19 protein-coding genes are annotated in these 15982 nt (G+C 71.5%); 1 reads left to right on the top strand and 18 read right to left on the bottom strand.

The window, feature by feature from the left end:
* Nucleotides 1-4: 4 nt before the first annotated feature.
* The 6 genes from ACH4EB_RS09695 to ACH4EB_RS09720 all read right to left on the bottom strand — a co-directional run bounded on the left by ACH4EB_RS09695 (nt 5) and on the right by ACH4EB_RS09720 (nt 6009).
* The gene (locus tag ACH4EB_RS09695; RefSeq protein ID WP_398346837.1) at nt 5-991 is read right to left on the bottom strand and encodes a major capsid protein; all 987 of its coding nucleotides are present in this window, start codon (nt 989-991) and stop codon (nt 5-7) included.
* 20 nt (nt 992-1011) lie between these two features.
* Nucleotides 1012-1623 (bottom strand): hypothetical protein, encoded by a 612-nt coding sequence (locus ACH4EB_RS09700; RefSeq protein ID WP_398346838.1) that lies wholly within the window; start codon nt 1621-1623, stop codon nt 1012-1014.
* A 98-nt stretch (nt 1624-1721) separates the two neighbouring features.
* Nucleotides 1722-1895: an Rmf/CrpP fold protein gene (locus tag ACH4EB_RS09705; RefSeq protein WP_398346839.1), complete on the bottom strand. Its 174-nt coding sequence runs from the start codon at nt 1893-1895 to the stop codon at nt 1722-1724.
* A 2-nt stretch (nt 1896-1897) separates the two neighbouring features.
* On the bottom strand, nt 1898-3859 hold the full coding sequence (locus ACH4EB_RS09710; protein ID WP_398346840.1) for a phage minor capsid protein: 1962 nt from the start codon (nt 3857-3859) through the stop codon (nt 1898-1900).
* 45 nt (nt 3860-3904) lie between these two features.
* The gene (locus tag ACH4EB_RS09715) at nt 3905-4360 is read right to left on the bottom strand and encodes a hypothetical protein (RefSeq protein WP_398346841.1); all 456 of its coding nucleotides are present in this window, start codon (nt 4358-4360) and stop codon (nt 3905-3907) included.
* Between the two features lie 170 nt (nt 4361-4530).
* Entirely contained in the window at nt 4531-6009 is a 1479-nt protein-coding gene (locus tag ACH4EB_RS09720) for a phage portal protein (RefSeq protein ID WP_398346842.1), read from the bottom strand.
* A 67-nt stretch (nt 6010-6076) separates the two neighbouring features.
* Here ACH4EB_RS09720 and ACH4EB_RS09725 point away from each other — a divergent pair, with 67 nt between their 5' ends.
* Nucleotides 6077-6451 (top strand): hypothetical protein, encoded by a 375-nt coding sequence (locus ACH4EB_RS09725; protein ID WP_398346843.1) that lies wholly within the window; start codon nt 6077-6079, stop codon nt 6449-6451.
* On the opposite strand, the gene ACH4EB_RS09730 is transcribed toward ACH4EB_RS09725, so the two are convergent.
* From ACH4EB_RS09730 to ACH4EB_RS09785, 12 genes are all read right to left on the bottom strand, one after another.
* On the bottom strand, nt 6448-7707 hold the full coding sequence (locus tag ACH4EB_RS09730; protein ID WP_398346844.1) for a PBSX family phage terminase large subunit: 1260 nt from the start codon (nt 7705-7707) through the stop codon (nt 6448-6450). The two genes, ACH4EB_RS09725 and ACH4EB_RS09730, sit on opposite strands and share 4 nt — an antisense overlap.
* 3 nt (nt 7708-7710) lie before the next feature.
* Nucleotides 7711-8220, bottom strand: coding sequence for a helix-turn-helix domain-containing protein (locus ACH4EB_RS09735; protein ID WP_398346845.1), 510 nt, complete (start codon nt 8218-8220; stop codon nt 7711-7713).
* Nucleotides 8221-8322: 102 nt separating this feature from the next.
* Complete coding sequence (locus ACH4EB_RS09740) at nt 8323-9318, bottom strand: DUF2637 domain-containing protein (RefSeq protein ID WP_398346846.1); 996 nt, start codon at nt 9316-9318, stop codon at nt 8323-8325.
* A 148-nt stretch (nt 9319-9466) separates the two neighbouring features.
* A complete protein-coding gene (locus ACH4EB_RS09745; protein ID WP_398346847.1) occupies nt 9467-10387 on the bottom strand; it encodes a hypothetical protein in 921 nt (306 codons plus the stop codon).
* A gap of 59 nt (nt 10388-10446) precedes the next feature.
* Nucleotides 10447-11631 carry a hypothetical protein gene (locus ACH4EB_RS09750; RefSeq protein ID WP_398346848.1) on the bottom strand — a complete coding sequence of 395 codons (1185 nt, stop codon included), beginning with the start codon at nt 11629-11631 and terminating at the stop codon, nt 10447-10449.
* Nucleotides 11632-11831: 200 nt separating this feature from the next.
* Nucleotides 11832-12629 (bottom strand): hypothetical protein, encoded by a 798-nt coding sequence (locus ACH4EB_RS09755; RefSeq protein WP_398346849.1) that lies wholly within the window; start codon nt 12627-12629, stop codon nt 11832-11834.
* Nucleotides 12630-12725: 96 nt separating this feature from the next.
* Nucleotides 12726-13043 carry a hypothetical protein gene (locus ACH4EB_RS09760; RefSeq protein ID WP_398346850.1) on the bottom strand — a complete coding sequence of 106 codons (318 nt, stop codon included), beginning with the start codon at nt 13041-13043 and terminating at the stop codon, nt 12726-12728.
* A complete protein-coding gene (locus tag ACH4EB_RS09765; RefSeq protein WP_398346851.1) occupies nt 13040-13255 on the bottom strand; it encodes a hypothetical protein in 216 nt (71 codons plus the stop codon). Before ACH4EB_RS09765 ends, ACH4EB_RS09760 begins: the two co-directional genes overlap by 4 nt.
* A 115-nt stretch (nt 13256-13370) precedes the next feature.
* Entirely contained in the window at nt 13371-13877 is a 507-nt protein-coding gene (locus tag ACH4EB_RS09770; protein ID WP_398346852.1) for a single-stranded DNA-binding protein, read from the bottom strand.
* A gap of 101 nt (nt 13878-13978) precedes the next feature.
* Nucleotides 13979-14347, bottom strand: coding sequence for a hypothetical protein (locus ACH4EB_RS09775; RefSeq protein ID WP_398346853.1), 369 nt, complete (start codon nt 14345-14347; stop codon nt 13979-13981).
* Nucleotides 14344-15030 carry a hypothetical protein gene (locus tag ACH4EB_RS09780; RefSeq protein WP_398346854.1) on the bottom strand — a complete coding sequence of 229 codons (687 nt, stop codon included), beginning with the start codon at nt 15028-15030 and terminating at the stop codon, nt 14344-14346. The genes ACH4EB_RS09775 and ACH4EB_RS09780 overlap by 4 nt, the downstream gene beginning before the upstream one ends.
* 5 nt (nt 15031-15035) lie before the next feature.
* Entirely contained in the window at nt 15036-15857 is an 822-nt protein-coding gene (locus ACH4EB_RS09785) for a helix-turn-helix domain-containing protein (protein ID WP_398346855.1), read from the bottom strand.
* Between the last annotated feature and the right edge of the window lie 125 nt (nt 15858-15982).

The following is a 15982-nucleotide window of genomic DNA, read 5'->3' on the forward strand; positions in this document are numbered from 1 at the left end:
AACGTTACGCCCCGCCGGTGCCGGTGCCGGTGCCCTGGCTGACCTTGATGCCACGCCACACAGCCGCGCTCTTGGTCGTCTTGAGGGCGACGGCGACCGGGCCGAGTTCCACCTCGCCGCGCTTGACGGCGCCGGCGGTGTCGAAGTTGGGGAGCCACTGCCGTACCAGGTTGCTGCCGACGGTCGAGACACCGTGGAAGGCGTCGAGTCCGAAGCGGACGGCGTAGAGGTCGGTGGTGCCGGTCTTGGCGTCGATGCCGATCACGGGGTCGGCGGAACCTGCCTTGGCGCCCAGGTCCACGAACGGAATGCCGTTGTAGTTCTCGACCACCTGCCCGAAAGCGTTCTCGGTGCGGCTGTAGTAGCCAGCCCGACGGGCGAGGGAGCGGATACGAGCGATGGTCTTTTTGTTGCCGAGCAGCGCGCTCGGGGTGTCATCCAACATGCCGAGGAACTCGTCGAGGTCATCGAGTGCGTTGTGCGCGGTGAGCTGGTCGGCGGGGGCCGTCCAGTTGGGGCCCCGCGTTTCCTCGGTGCGGGAACCAGTGAGGATCTTGGACAGCCCCTCAAATCCGGTGGCGGTCGAGGTGTTGCGGGTGCCGTTGATGACCTGATCAGCAAAGAACGCCTTGGCGCTCTTGATCGTCTGGTTCATCTGGAACGCCACTTCATTCGTAGCGGCCGGGCCGAGGTTGGACAGGACGCGGTCGATCTCGAATGCGCCGCCCAGCACGGACAGGTCGACGGTCGCGCGGGTGCGCTTGGCCTGCTCGGTGCTGTACTCGGTGTTCAGCGGGCGGAAGGCGGCGCCGCGCTCGGTGACGAGTCGGGTGTAGCCGTACGTGAGCGTCGCGCCGCCCCCGGCGGGGTTCACGACATCGTCGAAGGTCAGGTTGTCGAGCAGCCACGAGGACTTGCGGAACTCATCGATCACCATGAGGTCGATGTCGTCCTGCGTGTTCAGCTTGGCGTCGGCGAGGGTGATGGCCATGGGCGGGTGTCTCCAGTGGTTCAGCCGGTGAGGCGGGCGGCGATGGCGTCATGCAGGGTGGCGGGCCGGCGCTCGGCCGTGGTGCCGGTGAAGTCGGCGCCGCCCTTGGCCGGGCCGGGAGCGGCGGCGCGCAGGTGCGGGCTGGCCTCAAGGGCGGTCTTGATCACCTCGGCGAGCTGGTCGCCGAACTTGGCGTCCGTCGGGTCGAGGTCGGCGAGCTGCTTCTCGACAGTGCGGGAGTCGAGCAGGCGGGCGGGGTCGGCGCCGGCGGTGTGCGCGGCCTGGTGCGCAGCCAGCTCGACACGGAGCTGCCGCGCCTCGGCGCGGGCCTGATCGCGCTCGGCGGCAGCCTGCTCGGCCAGACGCGCCGGGTCCCCGTCGGCCGCGGAACCCTCCGGGTCGAGCACCTTGCGCAGGGCGGCGAGCAGGTCGTCGCGCTCAGTGGCGGCCTGCTGCGCTGCCTGCTCGGCGGCGCTCACCCGCTGCTCGGCGGCCGGATCGGCGGCCGGGGCCGTGGGGGCGTTGTCGGCCGGCGCGGGCGGAGGGCTGTTCGGCGGTGCCGCGGACGGGGTGCCCCCGGCGTCGGCGCTCGGCGCGCCCTGCTGTCCGCTGGCGGTGCCGTTCTCGCTCATGCGTGGTGCTCCTGGTGCTGGGCCCGCGCCGGGCGGGCGTGCGGGCATACGAAAGGGGCCCGCGCCTGGCGGGCCCCGGTGGGCGTCGGTGGGTGGTGCTACTCGTCGTCTTCGCGGCCGGGCGCGGGTGGCGCGGCGCGGGTGTATCCGCGAATCCACGCGGAGCGCAGCAGGGAGTCACGCGGGTACGGGCAGGTGGTCGGCCGGTCGCCGCGGCGTCGGGCCTCGGCCCCGGCGGTGACGGCCCGGATGACCTGCTCGCGCGTTCTCATGCTCACCTCTTGTTCTGGTGGTCCGACTCGTTCTTACGGGCGCCCTCGGCCCATCGCTGCCGCTCACCGGTTACCGATTCGATGAACTCGGCCTGCGTCAGCCGGCCGTGCTCAGCCCACCATGCCCGCAGCTCGTCGGACGCGCGGGCGTGCGCGATGCGCGCGGGCCCGGAGAACAGCGACACCGGATCATGTCCGGCCGCCGCGGCCTGCTTGTTGAGCAGTACGCCGCGTAGATCGTCCTCGGCCGCGAGGTACTGCCGCATCACGTACTCGTCGTACATCTGCCGTGCGACACGGCGCGTGACGCGCGGCGCCTGCTCCGGCTCGGCCGTCGGGGCGTGGCGTGCCGCGCGCGTGGTCCGCTGGGCAGCGCGCTCCTGCTCAACCAGTGCGGCCCAGGTGTCGTCATCGGCGAGGGCCGCCCACCCGTCCGGATCGGGGGCGGGGGCGAGCAGGTCGTCGAGGGCGGCGCGGTCGGCGATCAGGTCCTCAACGGCGTCGCCGCTGCGCGCGGGCGCGGGCAGGGGCTCGGGCGGGTACCGCCGGTCGAACTCGGCGGCGATTCGGGCGAGGTCGCCGACGGTCCCGTGGCGCATCGCTTCGGCGAGGTCGTCGTCGGCAACCGACGACAGGTCACCGGTCCGCACGCAATCGAGCAGGGCCTCGCGGTCGCGGCGGTCCGCCTCCGTGGCGATTCGGTCGCGGGCGCGGTCGTCGAGCACTCCGGGCCGCATGGCGGCGCCGAGCTGGTCGTCGGACATCTCCCGCAGCGTGGCGTCGTCACTGGCGCGCACGCGGGCGGCCTGCATGACGTCGTCCGGCGCCGCGGCCCGCTTGACGGGCAGGTTGGACGCGCCCGGCTGTTCCCGGTGGCGCAGGCGCCGCAGCTTCGGGTGCGCGGCCAGATGGAGCCGCATGGCCCCTTGCCACTGGCGCACCTTGGCCTCGGCCTGCGCCTTGGCTTCCGGCGTGGTCGCACCGGCCGCCCGGTTCTTGTACTTGCGGATGTGCCGCTCGATCTCGCGCTGCCGCTGACCAGCCTCGTATCCGGCCGGGTCCGGCTCCGGTGCTTCCACGGTGGTCAGACCGGGCGTGTAAGACGACACACTGTGGCGGCAGTTGGGGTGTTGGAGGCCGGCGCGGCGGGCTTCGTCGAGCGATCCGGCCACGTCCACGCGGATCATGCGGCCGTCGTCGAGGGCGTGCTCGACTTCGACCGTCCGGGCCCCGTCCGGCCCGCCAATGGACAGGATGCGGCGTTCCCACGGGCGGCACAGCGGGCACTCGCGCGGGCTGTTGGAGACGATGACCAGGTCTATGCCGGCGTCGGCGAGGGTGGTCATGTGTGCTTCGGTCGCGGCCCGCGCAACGGACGTCCGTACAGCCATCTCGGCGTACGCGGTCAGCGACCAGCGGCGCCCCGCCCGGTCCCGAAACGAGGAAATGCCTCGGTCGGCGAACCGCTGCATGGCCTGCTGTGTGGCCTGTCGGCGTGTCTCGGTGCCGAGCAGGGGCGCCGCGGTGACCTCGGCAACGACCTGCCGGTACCCGTCCTCGACCGCGCGGAGAATGCCGCGGTGGGTCGAGGTGACGGTGTTGATCGTCTCGGCGGCGAGGCGGTCGACGGCTCGCGCGTGCGGGGTCCGCTCGGCCACCGTCCGCCGCTCCTCATCCGGCAGGGCGTCGAGTTCTTCTAGGGCGGAAGCGCGGCCGGCGTCGTACGCCTCGGCCACAGCGTGCCGTACCTCGGTGTCGACGGTCCCGGCCAGAGCGCCGAGCAGCTCGTCGGCCGCGCGCCGCAGCGGGGACACGGCGGCGAGTTTGGCGACGGCCCACCCCGGCGCGTCCAGTCCCGCGGCGAGCTGCCGCGCACACAGTTCGAGCAGTTGCCGCTCGACTCCGGCGTACAGGTCCGCGGTCACCGCGGCGAGGTACTCGACCTGGTCGGGGGACACAGGCATGCGGCACCCCCCTTGCGTTCAGACGGGGAGGGGGGCCCTGCTTCCTTACCGCTTTGGATGTTCGCGTACCTCGACCCAGTCACTACACCCTGAACCGACGGACATGGAGATGCACGCGCGAATCATGGCGCTCTCACCATGAGTCTCGCTAAAGTCGTTCACCCCTACTGTCCATTCAGCGACATTGCCGTTTGGGCAGTAAACAGGCGTTGTCTTCTTGGTGGGGCTCGTGACTTTTCCGCGTGTGTAGTGTTGCAAGTACGCTGAACCGTCGCCCGAGCACTCCATGTAAATCATGGCGGAAATTTCTACAGTCTTCCTCTTAAAGGTGACCTTTCCTTCTGAGGTTGTCATCCAGTCCTTCAACCACGTTCCTGCGTAGAGGTTCGGGATTGGGCGTGTGATGTCAGCCGCTTGGGCCATCGTCGAGTTGGAAAAGGCCAGGGTGCAGGCCACGGCCAGGGTGAGGGTGTAGCGGCCTGTGCGTCGGGCTTTGCGCATGATTACTCCCTGTTGCGGAGAACTTTCATGTCTCGTAAAGGGGTACCCGCCACGGGCGCGCAGAGGGAGATTTCAGTTCAGCGCACGGAAGCTTAAACCGCTCCAATGGAGCTGTTGAAGATATGACAATGCGCCGTCGGATCTTCCTAGTGCGATAGAAGATACGTGACTCAGACGGCGAGCGGGAAACTCGCCACCGGATCAGGGGCGGCCTGCCCGGTCTCTGCATGGATGTGGGCTACTTCCTCGGCAACGGCCTGATCGTCCCAGTCCGGATGCACCATGCGCACCTTCGTGTCGGTGCTCAGCGCCTGCGCCTGCGTGAGCAGGGCAAGCGTCTGCGCGGTGCTGCCGGGGTCCTCGGCGACACCGTCGCCGATATCCACGGTCGGCCGCTCCGGCGTGATGCGGCTGCCGAACTGCTGCGCGTCGATGGCGAGCAGGACGTGCAGGATGTCGGCGATTGCCCGACGCCAGTAGCGCGCCTTCTTGCCGCGGGTCACCATCGACCGATGGTCACGGGCGGCGATCTCGGTTGCGGTGACGGCGGCCCCGTCCCCGTCGAGCCCGACGGAGGCGGGGGAGTAGCCGGCCGCGGTCGTGGCCTGCCGCACGATCGCCTCAGCGGTTGCGCGGTGCTCTTCGACCCGGATGGCGAACTGCGACAACGTGATGCCGGCGCCCTGCTCCGTCGGCGGGATATTGAGGGTCTGCCATACCTCCTGGTCGGCGTCGAACGACGCTCCCCTGCCGGGGCCCCGGTCACGCAGGTAGCCGTCGGGCACGATCAGCCGGGCGCGGGCCAGACGGATATCCCGCAGCCACGATGTCCATGTCTCGTCGAGAGCGTCGAGCAGGTCGTGCACGCCCTGTAGATCACTGCGTCCCCAGGGGGCGCCGCGGTGTCGGCGGTTGGGGCCGATGTTCGGCACGTACACGGCGGTGAGCAGATCGATGCCGGTTTCGATGGCGTCGCCTTCCGCACCGAGGGAGTCGGCGAGGGCCGCGGTGTCGGGGTGCTCAGTGAGTGGCACGCGGCGGCCGAGCTGGTCGTCGGTCCCCTCGTACAGGCCGTGCAGGATGCGCCCGCGTTCGTGGCGTTCGAGGTGACGCCACACGGTCGCGGTCGTCGAGGACAGGGCCCGCCAGAAGGTGACGGCCTTCATGATCCCAAAGTGCCATTCCGGTACGGCCTGGTCGGGGTGTACGGCCGTGAGCAGGGGCCGGTCGGGGGCGGCGTCCCGGTCCCACATCACCCGCAGGAAAACGCCGCTGAGAGCCGCGGCGGTCTCGGCCGCGGTGAGCAGCAGCTCAGGCACCCCGCCCGCGTCGAGCAGGTCGTCGAGGCGATCCTGCGTCGCCGTGTCCCCCACGGTGATCACGGGAGTGTCGGCGAACAGCAAATCCGCGCTGGTCTGCGCGATCTCTCCGGCGAGGGGAATGTGCAGCCGGTGCTCGCGCTGGCCCGGCGGGCGGTGGCGCCCCCACAGACGGCGCCGGCCGTCGTGGCGCTGCTGCGGAGCGTGGCGGTAGACGTTGGTCAGCTTCTTACGGTCACCGGAGTACCAGGCATCATCAACGCGAATATCGGCGTACAGCGGAGCGACGCTCCGAGGCGGCCACGCGGTCCCGTTCTCGGGCAGAGGCATCGGGACCTCCAAATGGTGATCTAGTGAGGCTCCGGCGTATCTTGCGTCTATGGAGCAACGGCCGTACGTGAGCAACGAGTTGAGTGGCCAGGTGAGTGGCGATGTCTATCAGGCAGGCGCGATCTACGGCGCCCCGGCCAGCAATCCGGCTGATGCAGCCGAGCAGGCACGCCTGGTACGGAGGTGGAATGCACGGCTAGAGGCTGAGGATCAGGCAGCGCGTGAGTACGCCGCTCAGCGACAAGCCGCCCAGCGCCGGTACCACAGATGGCTAAAGCGGCAGCTCGCCCTCACGCTACTGGCGGGTGTATGCGCTCTCACGGTATGGGTGATGAGCTTCGAGCTGAACGCTCCGAAGGGCATGATTGCGCCCTTCGCGTTCATTGGGCTTATAAGCGCGTTCATTTGCTACCAGTCTCGTTGCCCCGAAGTTCCCTCCTAGGAGCGAACACACGGATAGGCCGCAGTGATCAAGTGCCGCCACTCATGGGCCGTGCTGTGTACCGCATAGCGCAGGGCGTCAACGGAGTGATCGTTGATCTTGATCGGCTTGTCTTCGCCCTTGGCGGAGGCGGCCGGGTCCCATGAGTAACCAGGGATCTCGTCGAGCAGGCCGGTACAGGACTTGTGGACGCGCAGCAGGCCGGCGGCGAGGGCGGACGACACGGACCGGATGCCCGCGCCTACCTCGTTGTCGGCCCGGGTGACGCCGGGGTGGCCGTCGGCCCATAGCTGCGTCTGGAAGGAGGCGGCCGACGGGTCGATGAACGTCCACTCCGGCTCGACCTGCTGCCGTGCCAGCCACGCCCGTACGGCCTCGCTGTACTGGGCGTCGGTCATCTGCCGGTGCGCGGCCTTGCTGTCGTGGCGCCACTCCGACGTGACGTACAGCCGGTCGTCGGCGCCGAGGCCCAGCACCAGGGCAGCGAACGGATTCGTCGTGCCGTAGTCCGCGGCGCACCAGTACCGCACCATCGGCGGCAGAGTGTCGACGACGTGCTGCTGCTCGTCCCACATGTCGAACACGGCGCCCTCGGCGACGACCCATGCACCGTCGATCATGCGGCGACGCCACAGGCCGACGTATTCGGCGCTCAAGGCATCGACGTACGCCCGGCTCAGCGACGGATTGTCGGCGAGCTTGAAGTGCCAGTGCCGAAGGTCGAGTTCCTGGGCCCGGTCGAGGTATCCGACCTTGAGCCAGTGCCGCGGACTGTCCGGATTGGTGGTGGCGATCAGCCGCGCGCCGGGCGTGCTGAGTCGGGCGAGGAGCTGCGTCCAGAAACTCTCTGGAACGAGGGTGGCCTCGTCGACGTAGGCGAGCTGCGCGGTCAGGCCGCGCAGGCGTCCCTCGGCCCGGACATCGGACGCGCCGATCAGGTGGACCGTACGGCCGAGGATCGTGGCCGTGGTGGCGCCGCGGGTGTGGTGAATGTGCCGCGCCAGAGGGCCGAACAGCGCCGGGTCGGCGAGCGGCTCGAACACGTTCCGCTCGATCGTTTGCAGCGACCTGCCACAGATCAGGATCAGTCCCGACGGGCCGGCCGCGGCAACCGCGATCACGAACGCCAGCAGTGACGCAACGGTCTTGCCCGACCTGACGCTGCCGTGCCACAGGTTGATACGGGCGGTGGCGCGCCCGATGGAGCGGAGTTGCTTGCGGGACAGGGGGAGGTCGACGCCTTTGGGCAGGCGCACGGCTCACCCCCCGTCGTCCCCCTCGTCGTCGGCGAACGCGCCGGTGAGCACGTCGCCGAGGGTGCCGAGCATCGAACGGACCTGGTCGGCGCCCTCGCCGCCCTCAGCAGGGGCGAGGCGCAGGGACCGGTCGACGGCGATGGACGTTGCGGCGAGGATCTGCCGCTGATCGGAGAACTGCGGGCGGTCGAGGGTCACCTCGGACCACTGGTTGTCCTTGCCACCGAACGCGCCGATGGTGCAGGGCTCCCAGAGCTGCGCGCGCAGACGCTCGGCGTCCTGGTGCAACATCTCGGCGAGTTGCTGCCGGCGGGCGGCGAGGTCGATACGGCGCGCCTCGGTGGCGGCGATCACCTCGGGCCCGCGCTCGAAGGACAGGTTCAGGTCGCGGGCGATCTTGGACACGGTCGAGCCGCTGCGCCCGATTTCCCGTGCGATCTGGTTGCGGGTCTTGCCTGCGGCGTGCAGGCGGCGGACCTGGTTGCGGTCGGCGTCGGTGATCGGCTCGCGCACGGTCTCACCTCCCGCGGGCATGACGACGCCCCGGTGCGGGGGGTGCACCGGGGCGTCGAGGGTGGGGTGTTTCCGGGCACGCCGGAGACGCCCCCCATTAGATCACGATTCGATAACGGCAGCAACAGGGGTTTCGAGGGCCTGCTCGACCAAGCGGCGCAGCTCCCCGCCCCGCGTCCGTCTCACCCCCAACGCCCGGCCGAGAGCCTCGGCCGTCGGCCGGCCACCGGTCTCACGGCGCAGGCGACGGTACGCGGCGACTGCGTCGGCCGGAGCGGCGGGCACTGCTGCGCCGGCGGGGGCGGCGTCGTCGAGGTCGTCGTCGAGCGGCGCGGACGTCGGGAGCGGCGGCGCGGTGAACGTCGCGGACAAGGGGAGCGGCGCCGGAGCGTCGTCGAGGACGTCGTCGAGGGCAGGCGGCGCCTCGACCGCAGCGACGGCGGCGGCGAGGTCCACCAGGGCGAGCGGCGGCGCGGCGGCGGGGACCAGGACGGCGGCGGCCTGCTCAGCGCGGGCGGCGGCGCCGGTGGCGACGCTCGCGGCCTCGGCGCTGCGCTCGACAGCGTCGGCGACAGCGTCGCGGGTATCGGTCCGCACCATGGCGGCGGCGTCGGTGACGGTCCGGGCGGCAGCGTCGAGCACGGCCTGCGCGTTAGCGGCGGCGCTACCGGCGGCATCCGCCGCAGCCTGCGCCCGGCGGGCGGCGGCGTCGGCCTGCACAACCGCCGGTGCGACGTCGGCGGCCGTCGCCGTACCGGCGGCAGGCAGCATCCGCACGAGCAACTCGGTAGCGACAAGCTGCGCGATGGGCGGCACGACGGCGATAGCGACGCCTACGCCTGTTCCGTCGGAGTGCTCGACGTTGAACGCGAGGGACACGGCGGCGAACGTGACGACGGTTGCCCAGTAGGCCCGGGTCCGGCGGCCGGCGCGCTTGGCGGCGACCACGCCGACGGTGCCGACGACTGCGCCCCCGTCGACCAGAACGGCGAACATCCACGCCACATCGGCGGCGGTGCCGTGCTCGGCGGCGAGGGCGGTAAGCGCCTCGAAGGACAGCCGGAACGCCAGGGCGGCGAAACCGGCGGTGGCAGCCACGGCGGCGGCGAGGTGTGCCCATGAGGGCGTACTCGTGTCCGGGCGTGCGTAGGTAGGGTGGTGCGTAGCCATGGGCGGGGGTTGCTCCCGTTCATCGGTTAGGGCCCGTACGGCGGTGAGGTCGCCGAAGCGGGCCCGCACTGTTTGGTTACTTGTCGTCGGGGGTGTCGGCGGGCGGCGGTGTCGCAGTGTCCGCGGCGGGCTCGCGCTTGTGGAAGTACAGGGCATCGTCGTCAGTGCCCTCGGGGCCTTCCCAGACCAAGACGCGGGCACGGTGCCGCCTGACGTCCTCGTCGTCCGCCTCGGCATCGGCGAGCACTGCGAGAGCGAGGCGGGCCTCGCTCCCCGGAATGTCGGCGGCGTCGCCCTCGTCCCGCACTCGCCACCCGGCCCCGTCTGGGCCGTCATGCAGGTCAAGGCGCCAGTTGTAGAGAGTCTGCCCTGCGGGCACATGTGCGCGCCTACGCTCGTAGACTTCCCGGTCCGCCTCTGCAAACGCACCCGTCATCTCGCCGAGGAACTTCTCGACCGTGGTAACTGCCTCCTGGTCGACCTTCTTGCGCAGAACGGCGTATACGTGCGAGTCGCTGACCTTGAGCAGGCGCGCGATGTCAGCCGGCTTCATGCCCTCGGCCTTGGCGCGCCGGATCATGGCCGGGGTTGACTCGACGGCCTTTTCGCCCGCCTTGCGGGTGTCGGCGAGCTGGGCGAGAGCGAGCGCCATGGGGTGCAGCTCGACGGGGAACTCGCCTTCGATCATCTCGGCGCGGTCGGCGAGCAACTGCGATCGGCGCCCTCGGCGCAGCGTGCTCGTAATGTCGCGTGAGGACATGGGGCCCCTGTTGGTGACGACCGTTCCGGAATCAAGGGCAGCCGTAACCAGGTTGAGCGCAAGGGTGGCGAGTTGCGGACGGCCGTCGAGCAGGGCGTCAAGGTCGGCGCGGGCCTTGTCGGCAGGCGCGGGCCGAACCTGGTAGCCGCGCTCACTCAGGTATTCGCGTACGGCAGCCTGCTGCTCCCTGAGCGACTGCGGTTCCTGCGCCTGGGGCTCCTGATCGTCGGTGCTCATGTGCTGCTCCTGTCGGTTTGGGAGGGGGCCCGCCCCGGCCGGGGCGGGCCGGTTGGGGATTACTTGGCGGGCCGGTGGGCGAACACGCACTGCGAGATACGCAGCATGGGTTCGATCTTCCATCCGCGGCGGTGCAGCCGGTCGGCGAGGCAGTCGAGGGCGGGCCCGTGCGGCATCTGGTCACGTCGGATGACGCGCCCGCCTTCGAGCCAGTAGACGGCGACGCGGTCACCTTCGCGGGGGTCGATCAGGTACCCGCGTACGTGCTGTTCGTCCTCGGTCGGTTCGGTCACGTCGTGGTGGTCGGTCATGGTCGCGGCGGCGAGGCCGTCGAGGGCGGAGCGGGCGGCCATCACGTTCGGGTGGTCGGCGTCGGCCGGGGTGCTGCCCTTGGCGGTGCCGACGTGGGTCACGACAACGCCCTCAATCAGGCGGCGGGCAGGCGTCTGCTTGGTGCGGGCGGCGATTCGGGCGGTGACGGTGTGCGGGGCCGGCACACCGTGCGCGGCGCACTCGGCGGCGATCTGATCATCGGTTGCGGCCTGGTAGGCGGCGCGGTCGGCGTCGGCCTTGGCCTTGATCCGCGCGAGGGCGGCGCGCTGCTGCTCGCGGACAGGCCGGCGGTTGTCGGCGATCCACTCGGTGCCACCCTCGACGACGACGCGGGCCGGTTCGCCGGTGCGCTCGACCGTGTCCTCGACGGTGCGTTCGCGGCCGTCGGCGCACACGACACGAGGACCGGGGGCAAAGAGGGCGCCCTGTTCGGCGGCCGGCTCGATGGCAAACAGAGTGTCGTCGCCCGCCTGCTCGCCTATCCACTCGTCGCGCCATGTACCGGCGGCCCTGCCCTCGCTGCTGGCCTGTTCGGCGGCGTGCTCGGTGTCGTCCTCCTCAACGGTCTTGGCGAGGGCGACCTCGGCGGCGGCCCGGCGGCGCTCGGCGGCGAGGTCGGCGGCGAGCGTTGCCGTAGCGCGTCCGGCGCGGTTGAGCCACGCACGGGCGGCGCGTGCCTCGGCCGCGGTGTGCAACGTGCGATTGATCAGGATCGCCTCGGCAAACGCGCTGATGAACTGGAGTACAGCGGTCGAGCGAGGCGTGATCACCAGCGTGCGGCCACGTCCGCGGCGTCCGGCGTCGAGGGCGGCGCGGGCTGCGGGCGCGGCCGGATCGACGGACGCGGGGCCGGTGGCGAGGTTGGTGCTGGCGAGGTGGTCGGCGAGGGCGCCGGGGATGGTGATTTCCATGGGGGTTGCTCCCTTGGTTGTGGTGTGCCGGGTGAGGTCCGGCAGGGCGCCGGGTGAGGTCCGGCGAGCCTCACTGTAGCGACTTCTGAAGTCGCTTCACAAGGGCGGAGTTGCGGAAGTTGCGTTGGCCGCACCGAAGTCGGCTCGCCGAATTCCGCGCCACGTGCGAAGGGCCCCAGGGTCGACCCTGGGGCCCCTCGTCACGCTGCCTGCGGCAACACGTCCTCGGCCTGCTGCGCGGCAAGTAGCAGAGGCAGGCACTCGGGCCACGCCCACACGCGGCGCCCCTGCGCGTCCTGGCCGGTGTCGGCTCCGCACGCTGCGCCCGTCCGGCACGTCACTGCCGGCGGTTCGGCCGGTGCGCCGCGCGCGACCAGGGCGCCCCCGCACGACGGGCACGGCGTCGGCAGGGTCCGGCTGGCAGTGATCGTGTCCGCGGTGAGGGCGCGCGCGATGCGCTGCTCGCACTGCTGGGTCACGCGGGCCGCTTCGTGCAGCAGGTGCTCGGGGAGCGGAGAGAACGGAGCAGGGAGCAGGGTGCCGGCCTCGTCGTACTCCGGAGTGGTGTCCTCGTCGAGCACGCGGCCCTCGACGTACAGGGCGGCCCAGTGCAGGCCGTGCGCGCGGGAGCCAGTGGCCGTACGAGCGTCCGGCGCGCCCGGATTCCGGTACACCCACCGGCCCCGGCCGGACGGGTCGGCGTGCTGCACGGCGGCGGCGAGGGTGTCGGCGAGGTCGAACACCTGCTGCTCGACGAACAGGCCGCAGTCGAGGGCGTCGAGATTCGCGGGCGCCGGATGATCCCGCAACGTGAGGGGCGCACGGTCCTCGACCAGCAGGGCCCCGTCGCTGCTCCCGGTGTTGAGGAACGCGCGGGTCTCGGCCGGCGGCCACTCGCGGGAGGTGGGCGGCGTCTCGACGGCGGCTTCCAGGGCGCCCCACTGCTCCCGGATGGTGCGCAGGCGGGCGGCGGTGCGGTGGGCGATGGGGTGCTGCACGGGTGGTGTCTCCTCGACGGGGTTACGCGGTGGTCTGGTGTACGGGGCGCGAGGGGCGCAGGGAACAGCACCGGCGCCGGCGGTGCGGCCTGGTGCTCACTGCTGCGCCCCGGCGCGGCGCTGCTCGGCGAGGGCCTGCTCGGCGGCCTCGGCGCGCTGCTCGGCCTCGACGAGGGCCTGCTCGCCGGCGGCGACGCGCTGCTGCTCCCGACGTACGGCGGCCTGCTGCCCACCGGCCTCACGTCGGTACCGGTCGCCCTCGCCGATCTCGGCCTCGACGGCGGCGCGCAGCAGGGCGGCCTCGGCACGGCTGATCACGCCGCGCTCGGCGCGGGACAGGAGGACGGCGAGCTGCTCGCGGCGGGTGTCGCGCAGGTGCTCACGCTCGGCCCGCGCGTTGCGGCGGCGGCTCATCGCTTCACCACCGAGGCGCGCGGTATCTCGTACGACGCGATCAGGTTCCCGTCGGCGGCGCGCAGCTCGGCCTCGGCGGCGGAGCGGTCGGCACGGTCGAGTTCGTCGCGCACGATCTCGACCAGGTGGGCCACGTCGAGCAGCGATGCGGGCAGGGGGAGGGCGTGTTCGGTTCGGGTGACGTGGACGGTGCGGCGGTGCGGAACGAGCACGGGAGTTCTCCGGGATTCGGGCGGGCGGGAGGATGCGGTGTTCACGGTGTGCACGGTGAGTACCGCGTCCTCCCTCCCGCGCGTGGGGGCGGCAGCGACCGGTCGCGGGCGACGGTCAGAACGGGGGTTCGTCGCTGTATCCGCCCTGGTGCTGCTGCGGCTGCTGGGGGCGCTGTGCGGGGCGCTGCGGCTGCTGCTGGGCCCACGGGTCGGCGGCGGGCTGCTGAGGCGCCTGCGGGCCGTTGAAGCCGTTGTTGCCGGTGGTTTTCGTGACGGTGGCGGTTGCGCGGAGCAGGGAGGGGCCGCAGTCCTCGACGTCCAGCTCGAACACGGTGCGCTTGACCCCCTCGCGGTCTTCGTAGCTGCGCTGCTTGAGACGGCCCTGCACGATGACCCGGGCGCCGCGGCTGAGGGACGCGGCGACGTTCTCGCCGAGGCTGCGCCACGCCGAGCAGGTCAGGAACAGGCTCTCGCCGTCCTTCCACTCGTTGGCCTGCCGGTCGAACGTGCGCGGGGTCGAGGCGACGCGGAAGGATGCGACCGCGACGCCGGCGGGGGTGAACCGCAGCTCAGGGTCGTCGACCAGATTGCCTATAAGCGTGATGACGGTCTCGCCGGACAACGGGCGCTCTCTTTCTTTCGTGAAACGAAATGCTCGGTTTGAATCGTACGTGAAACGTAGCGGGTATGGGTGTGCGCTGTCCTCCGAGTTGCCCCTGGGGGTCAGCGGATGCCGCGGCCGTTGGCGACGTGGCGACAGGCGACGCGTCCGCGGTGGTCTCGGCCGGTCGGGGCCTGCCGCATGAGCCGCTCGTACATGGCGCGCTCGTCCTGGTCGACGACCTGCTCGACGCGCGGCGGGGGAACGGCGGCGAGGGCCTGCTCGACCCTGGGGGCCGGTGCGGGCGGGGCGTAGGTCTTGACGTGGCGCCATGACCAGCCGGCGGCGGCCTCCTCGACGGTGGCGGTTGCTCCGGCGGCGGCCCACCTGCGGGCAGTGGCCCGGATACGGGCCCGGTCGCTGCCCTGCGCGGTGCTGTCGGGCGCAGGCGCCGGCCATACGCCGGTGACGCGGAACGTACGGGAGGTCATGCGGCTGTCTCCTGTCGGGTGCGGGCGGCGGCGAGGTCGACGCGCGAGGGGTGCGGAATGGCGCGCCGGGCGTTGCCGCGCACGGACCCGTCGGGGCGGGTGCGGCGGGAGCGGCAGGGCTCTCCGATGGGGGCGTGGCACCATTCGCACCGCACGCTGAGCGGGTCGGGGCGGCCGGCCATGACGGCGGCCTCGCGTGCGGCCCGCACCGGCCGGTAGGCGGCGAGGTCGTTGCGCACGGCGGGCGGGATGGGCGACCCGGTGGCGCGCAGGTACTCCTCGACGTGCGGGCCCGGCCCGGCGGTGATGGCGCGCTGCTCGGTCGGCGCCTGCTGACCCTTGGCGACGGCGTGCCGGGTGCCGAGCAACTCGGCGCGCCATGCCTCGACGTTGTCCGGGTCTGCGGCCGGGGTGGGGTCGGTGTGGCGGGCGAGGCGGTCGCGGCTGTAGGCGCGCCACTTGCGGACGACGTCCACGGGCAGGATCGGGTACGGACTGTCGAGGATGTGCGCCCGTACGGTCTCGCGGGCGTCCCACCCCTGCTCGGTGAGCAGCGGCACGTCGCCGAGCAGTTCGTGCCACTGGGCAATCTGGTCACGCAGTTCGGCCGTGTCGGTGCGCATGGTGCGCGGGTCGAGGCGGCCGATGTAGGCGAGCAGTCCAGCAATTTCGCGGCGTTCCACGGCAGTTACTCCGTTCCGGTCGGGTCGTCTTCGAGGGCGGCGAGCAGAGCGTCGGTGTGCGCCTGAGCACGGGTCCGGCCGGGCGCCGAGGCAGGCGTGCCACCGGGCAGGGCATACAGGGCGGGGCGGCCGGGGACGGTGGGGCGCTCCCGTGCGATCCACGCGCGCCAGTCAGCGGCCCACGCCGCAGGCGTACGGGGCGGAGCGGCGTGCCGGTACGTGCGCCACTTCTCAGTAGCGGCGAGCAGGCCGTGCTCGCCGAGGCGGTCGAGGTGGCCCTGCTGCTGCGCCCACGTGCGGGCGGCGGTGTTGGGGTTCCACTCGTCAGCGGAGGTGGGGGCGGTAGAGCTGCTGCTCTTTACCGTTCCCTTCGGTTCACTTCTGTTCTGGGGGTCGGATTCCGTCCCTCCTCCGGGCCGGATTCCGGCCCCCTCCCGGGTCGGAATCCGCTCCCCCGGGTCGGATTCCGACCCCCCGCCGAAGTGGTCAGCCGGGTCGGATTCCGACCCTGCGGGGGCCGCATTCCGGCCCCCCTCGACGTCCTGCTCGGCGAGGAACCGCGCGGCCGTCGGCAGCATGTAGTAGGTCTCGCCGCGGGGCCCCTTCCGCCCTTCGAGCAGCAGCAGCTCGTCGCCTTCGAGCAGCTTGTCGAGCGCGGAGCGTACGGCCGTTCGGCTGGCGTTGGCGCGCTTCATGAGCGCGGAAACCGAGGCGTACGCGATGCACCGGCGGTCGGGGCACCGGTCGGCGATCAGGACGAGGACCATGCGGGCGGTGCCCTTGGCGGTGCTGTGCTCCCACACCCATTCGCGGGCGTCGTAGCTCATGTGCGGGGATCTCCTGGTTCAGGGTTGAGCGGGTGCGGGGCGGGGCGGCGCGCCGGGCTCCGGGCGGCCGCTGAGGGCCGCGGGAGTGTGCAGGGGGCACCGGTAACCGGGCAGGTAGAGGCGGG

This window comes from Streptomyces sp. NPDC018045 (genome assembly GCF_044327445.1).
Lineage (GTDB): Bacteria > Actinomycetota > Actinomycetes > Streptomycetales > Streptomycetaceae > Streptomyces.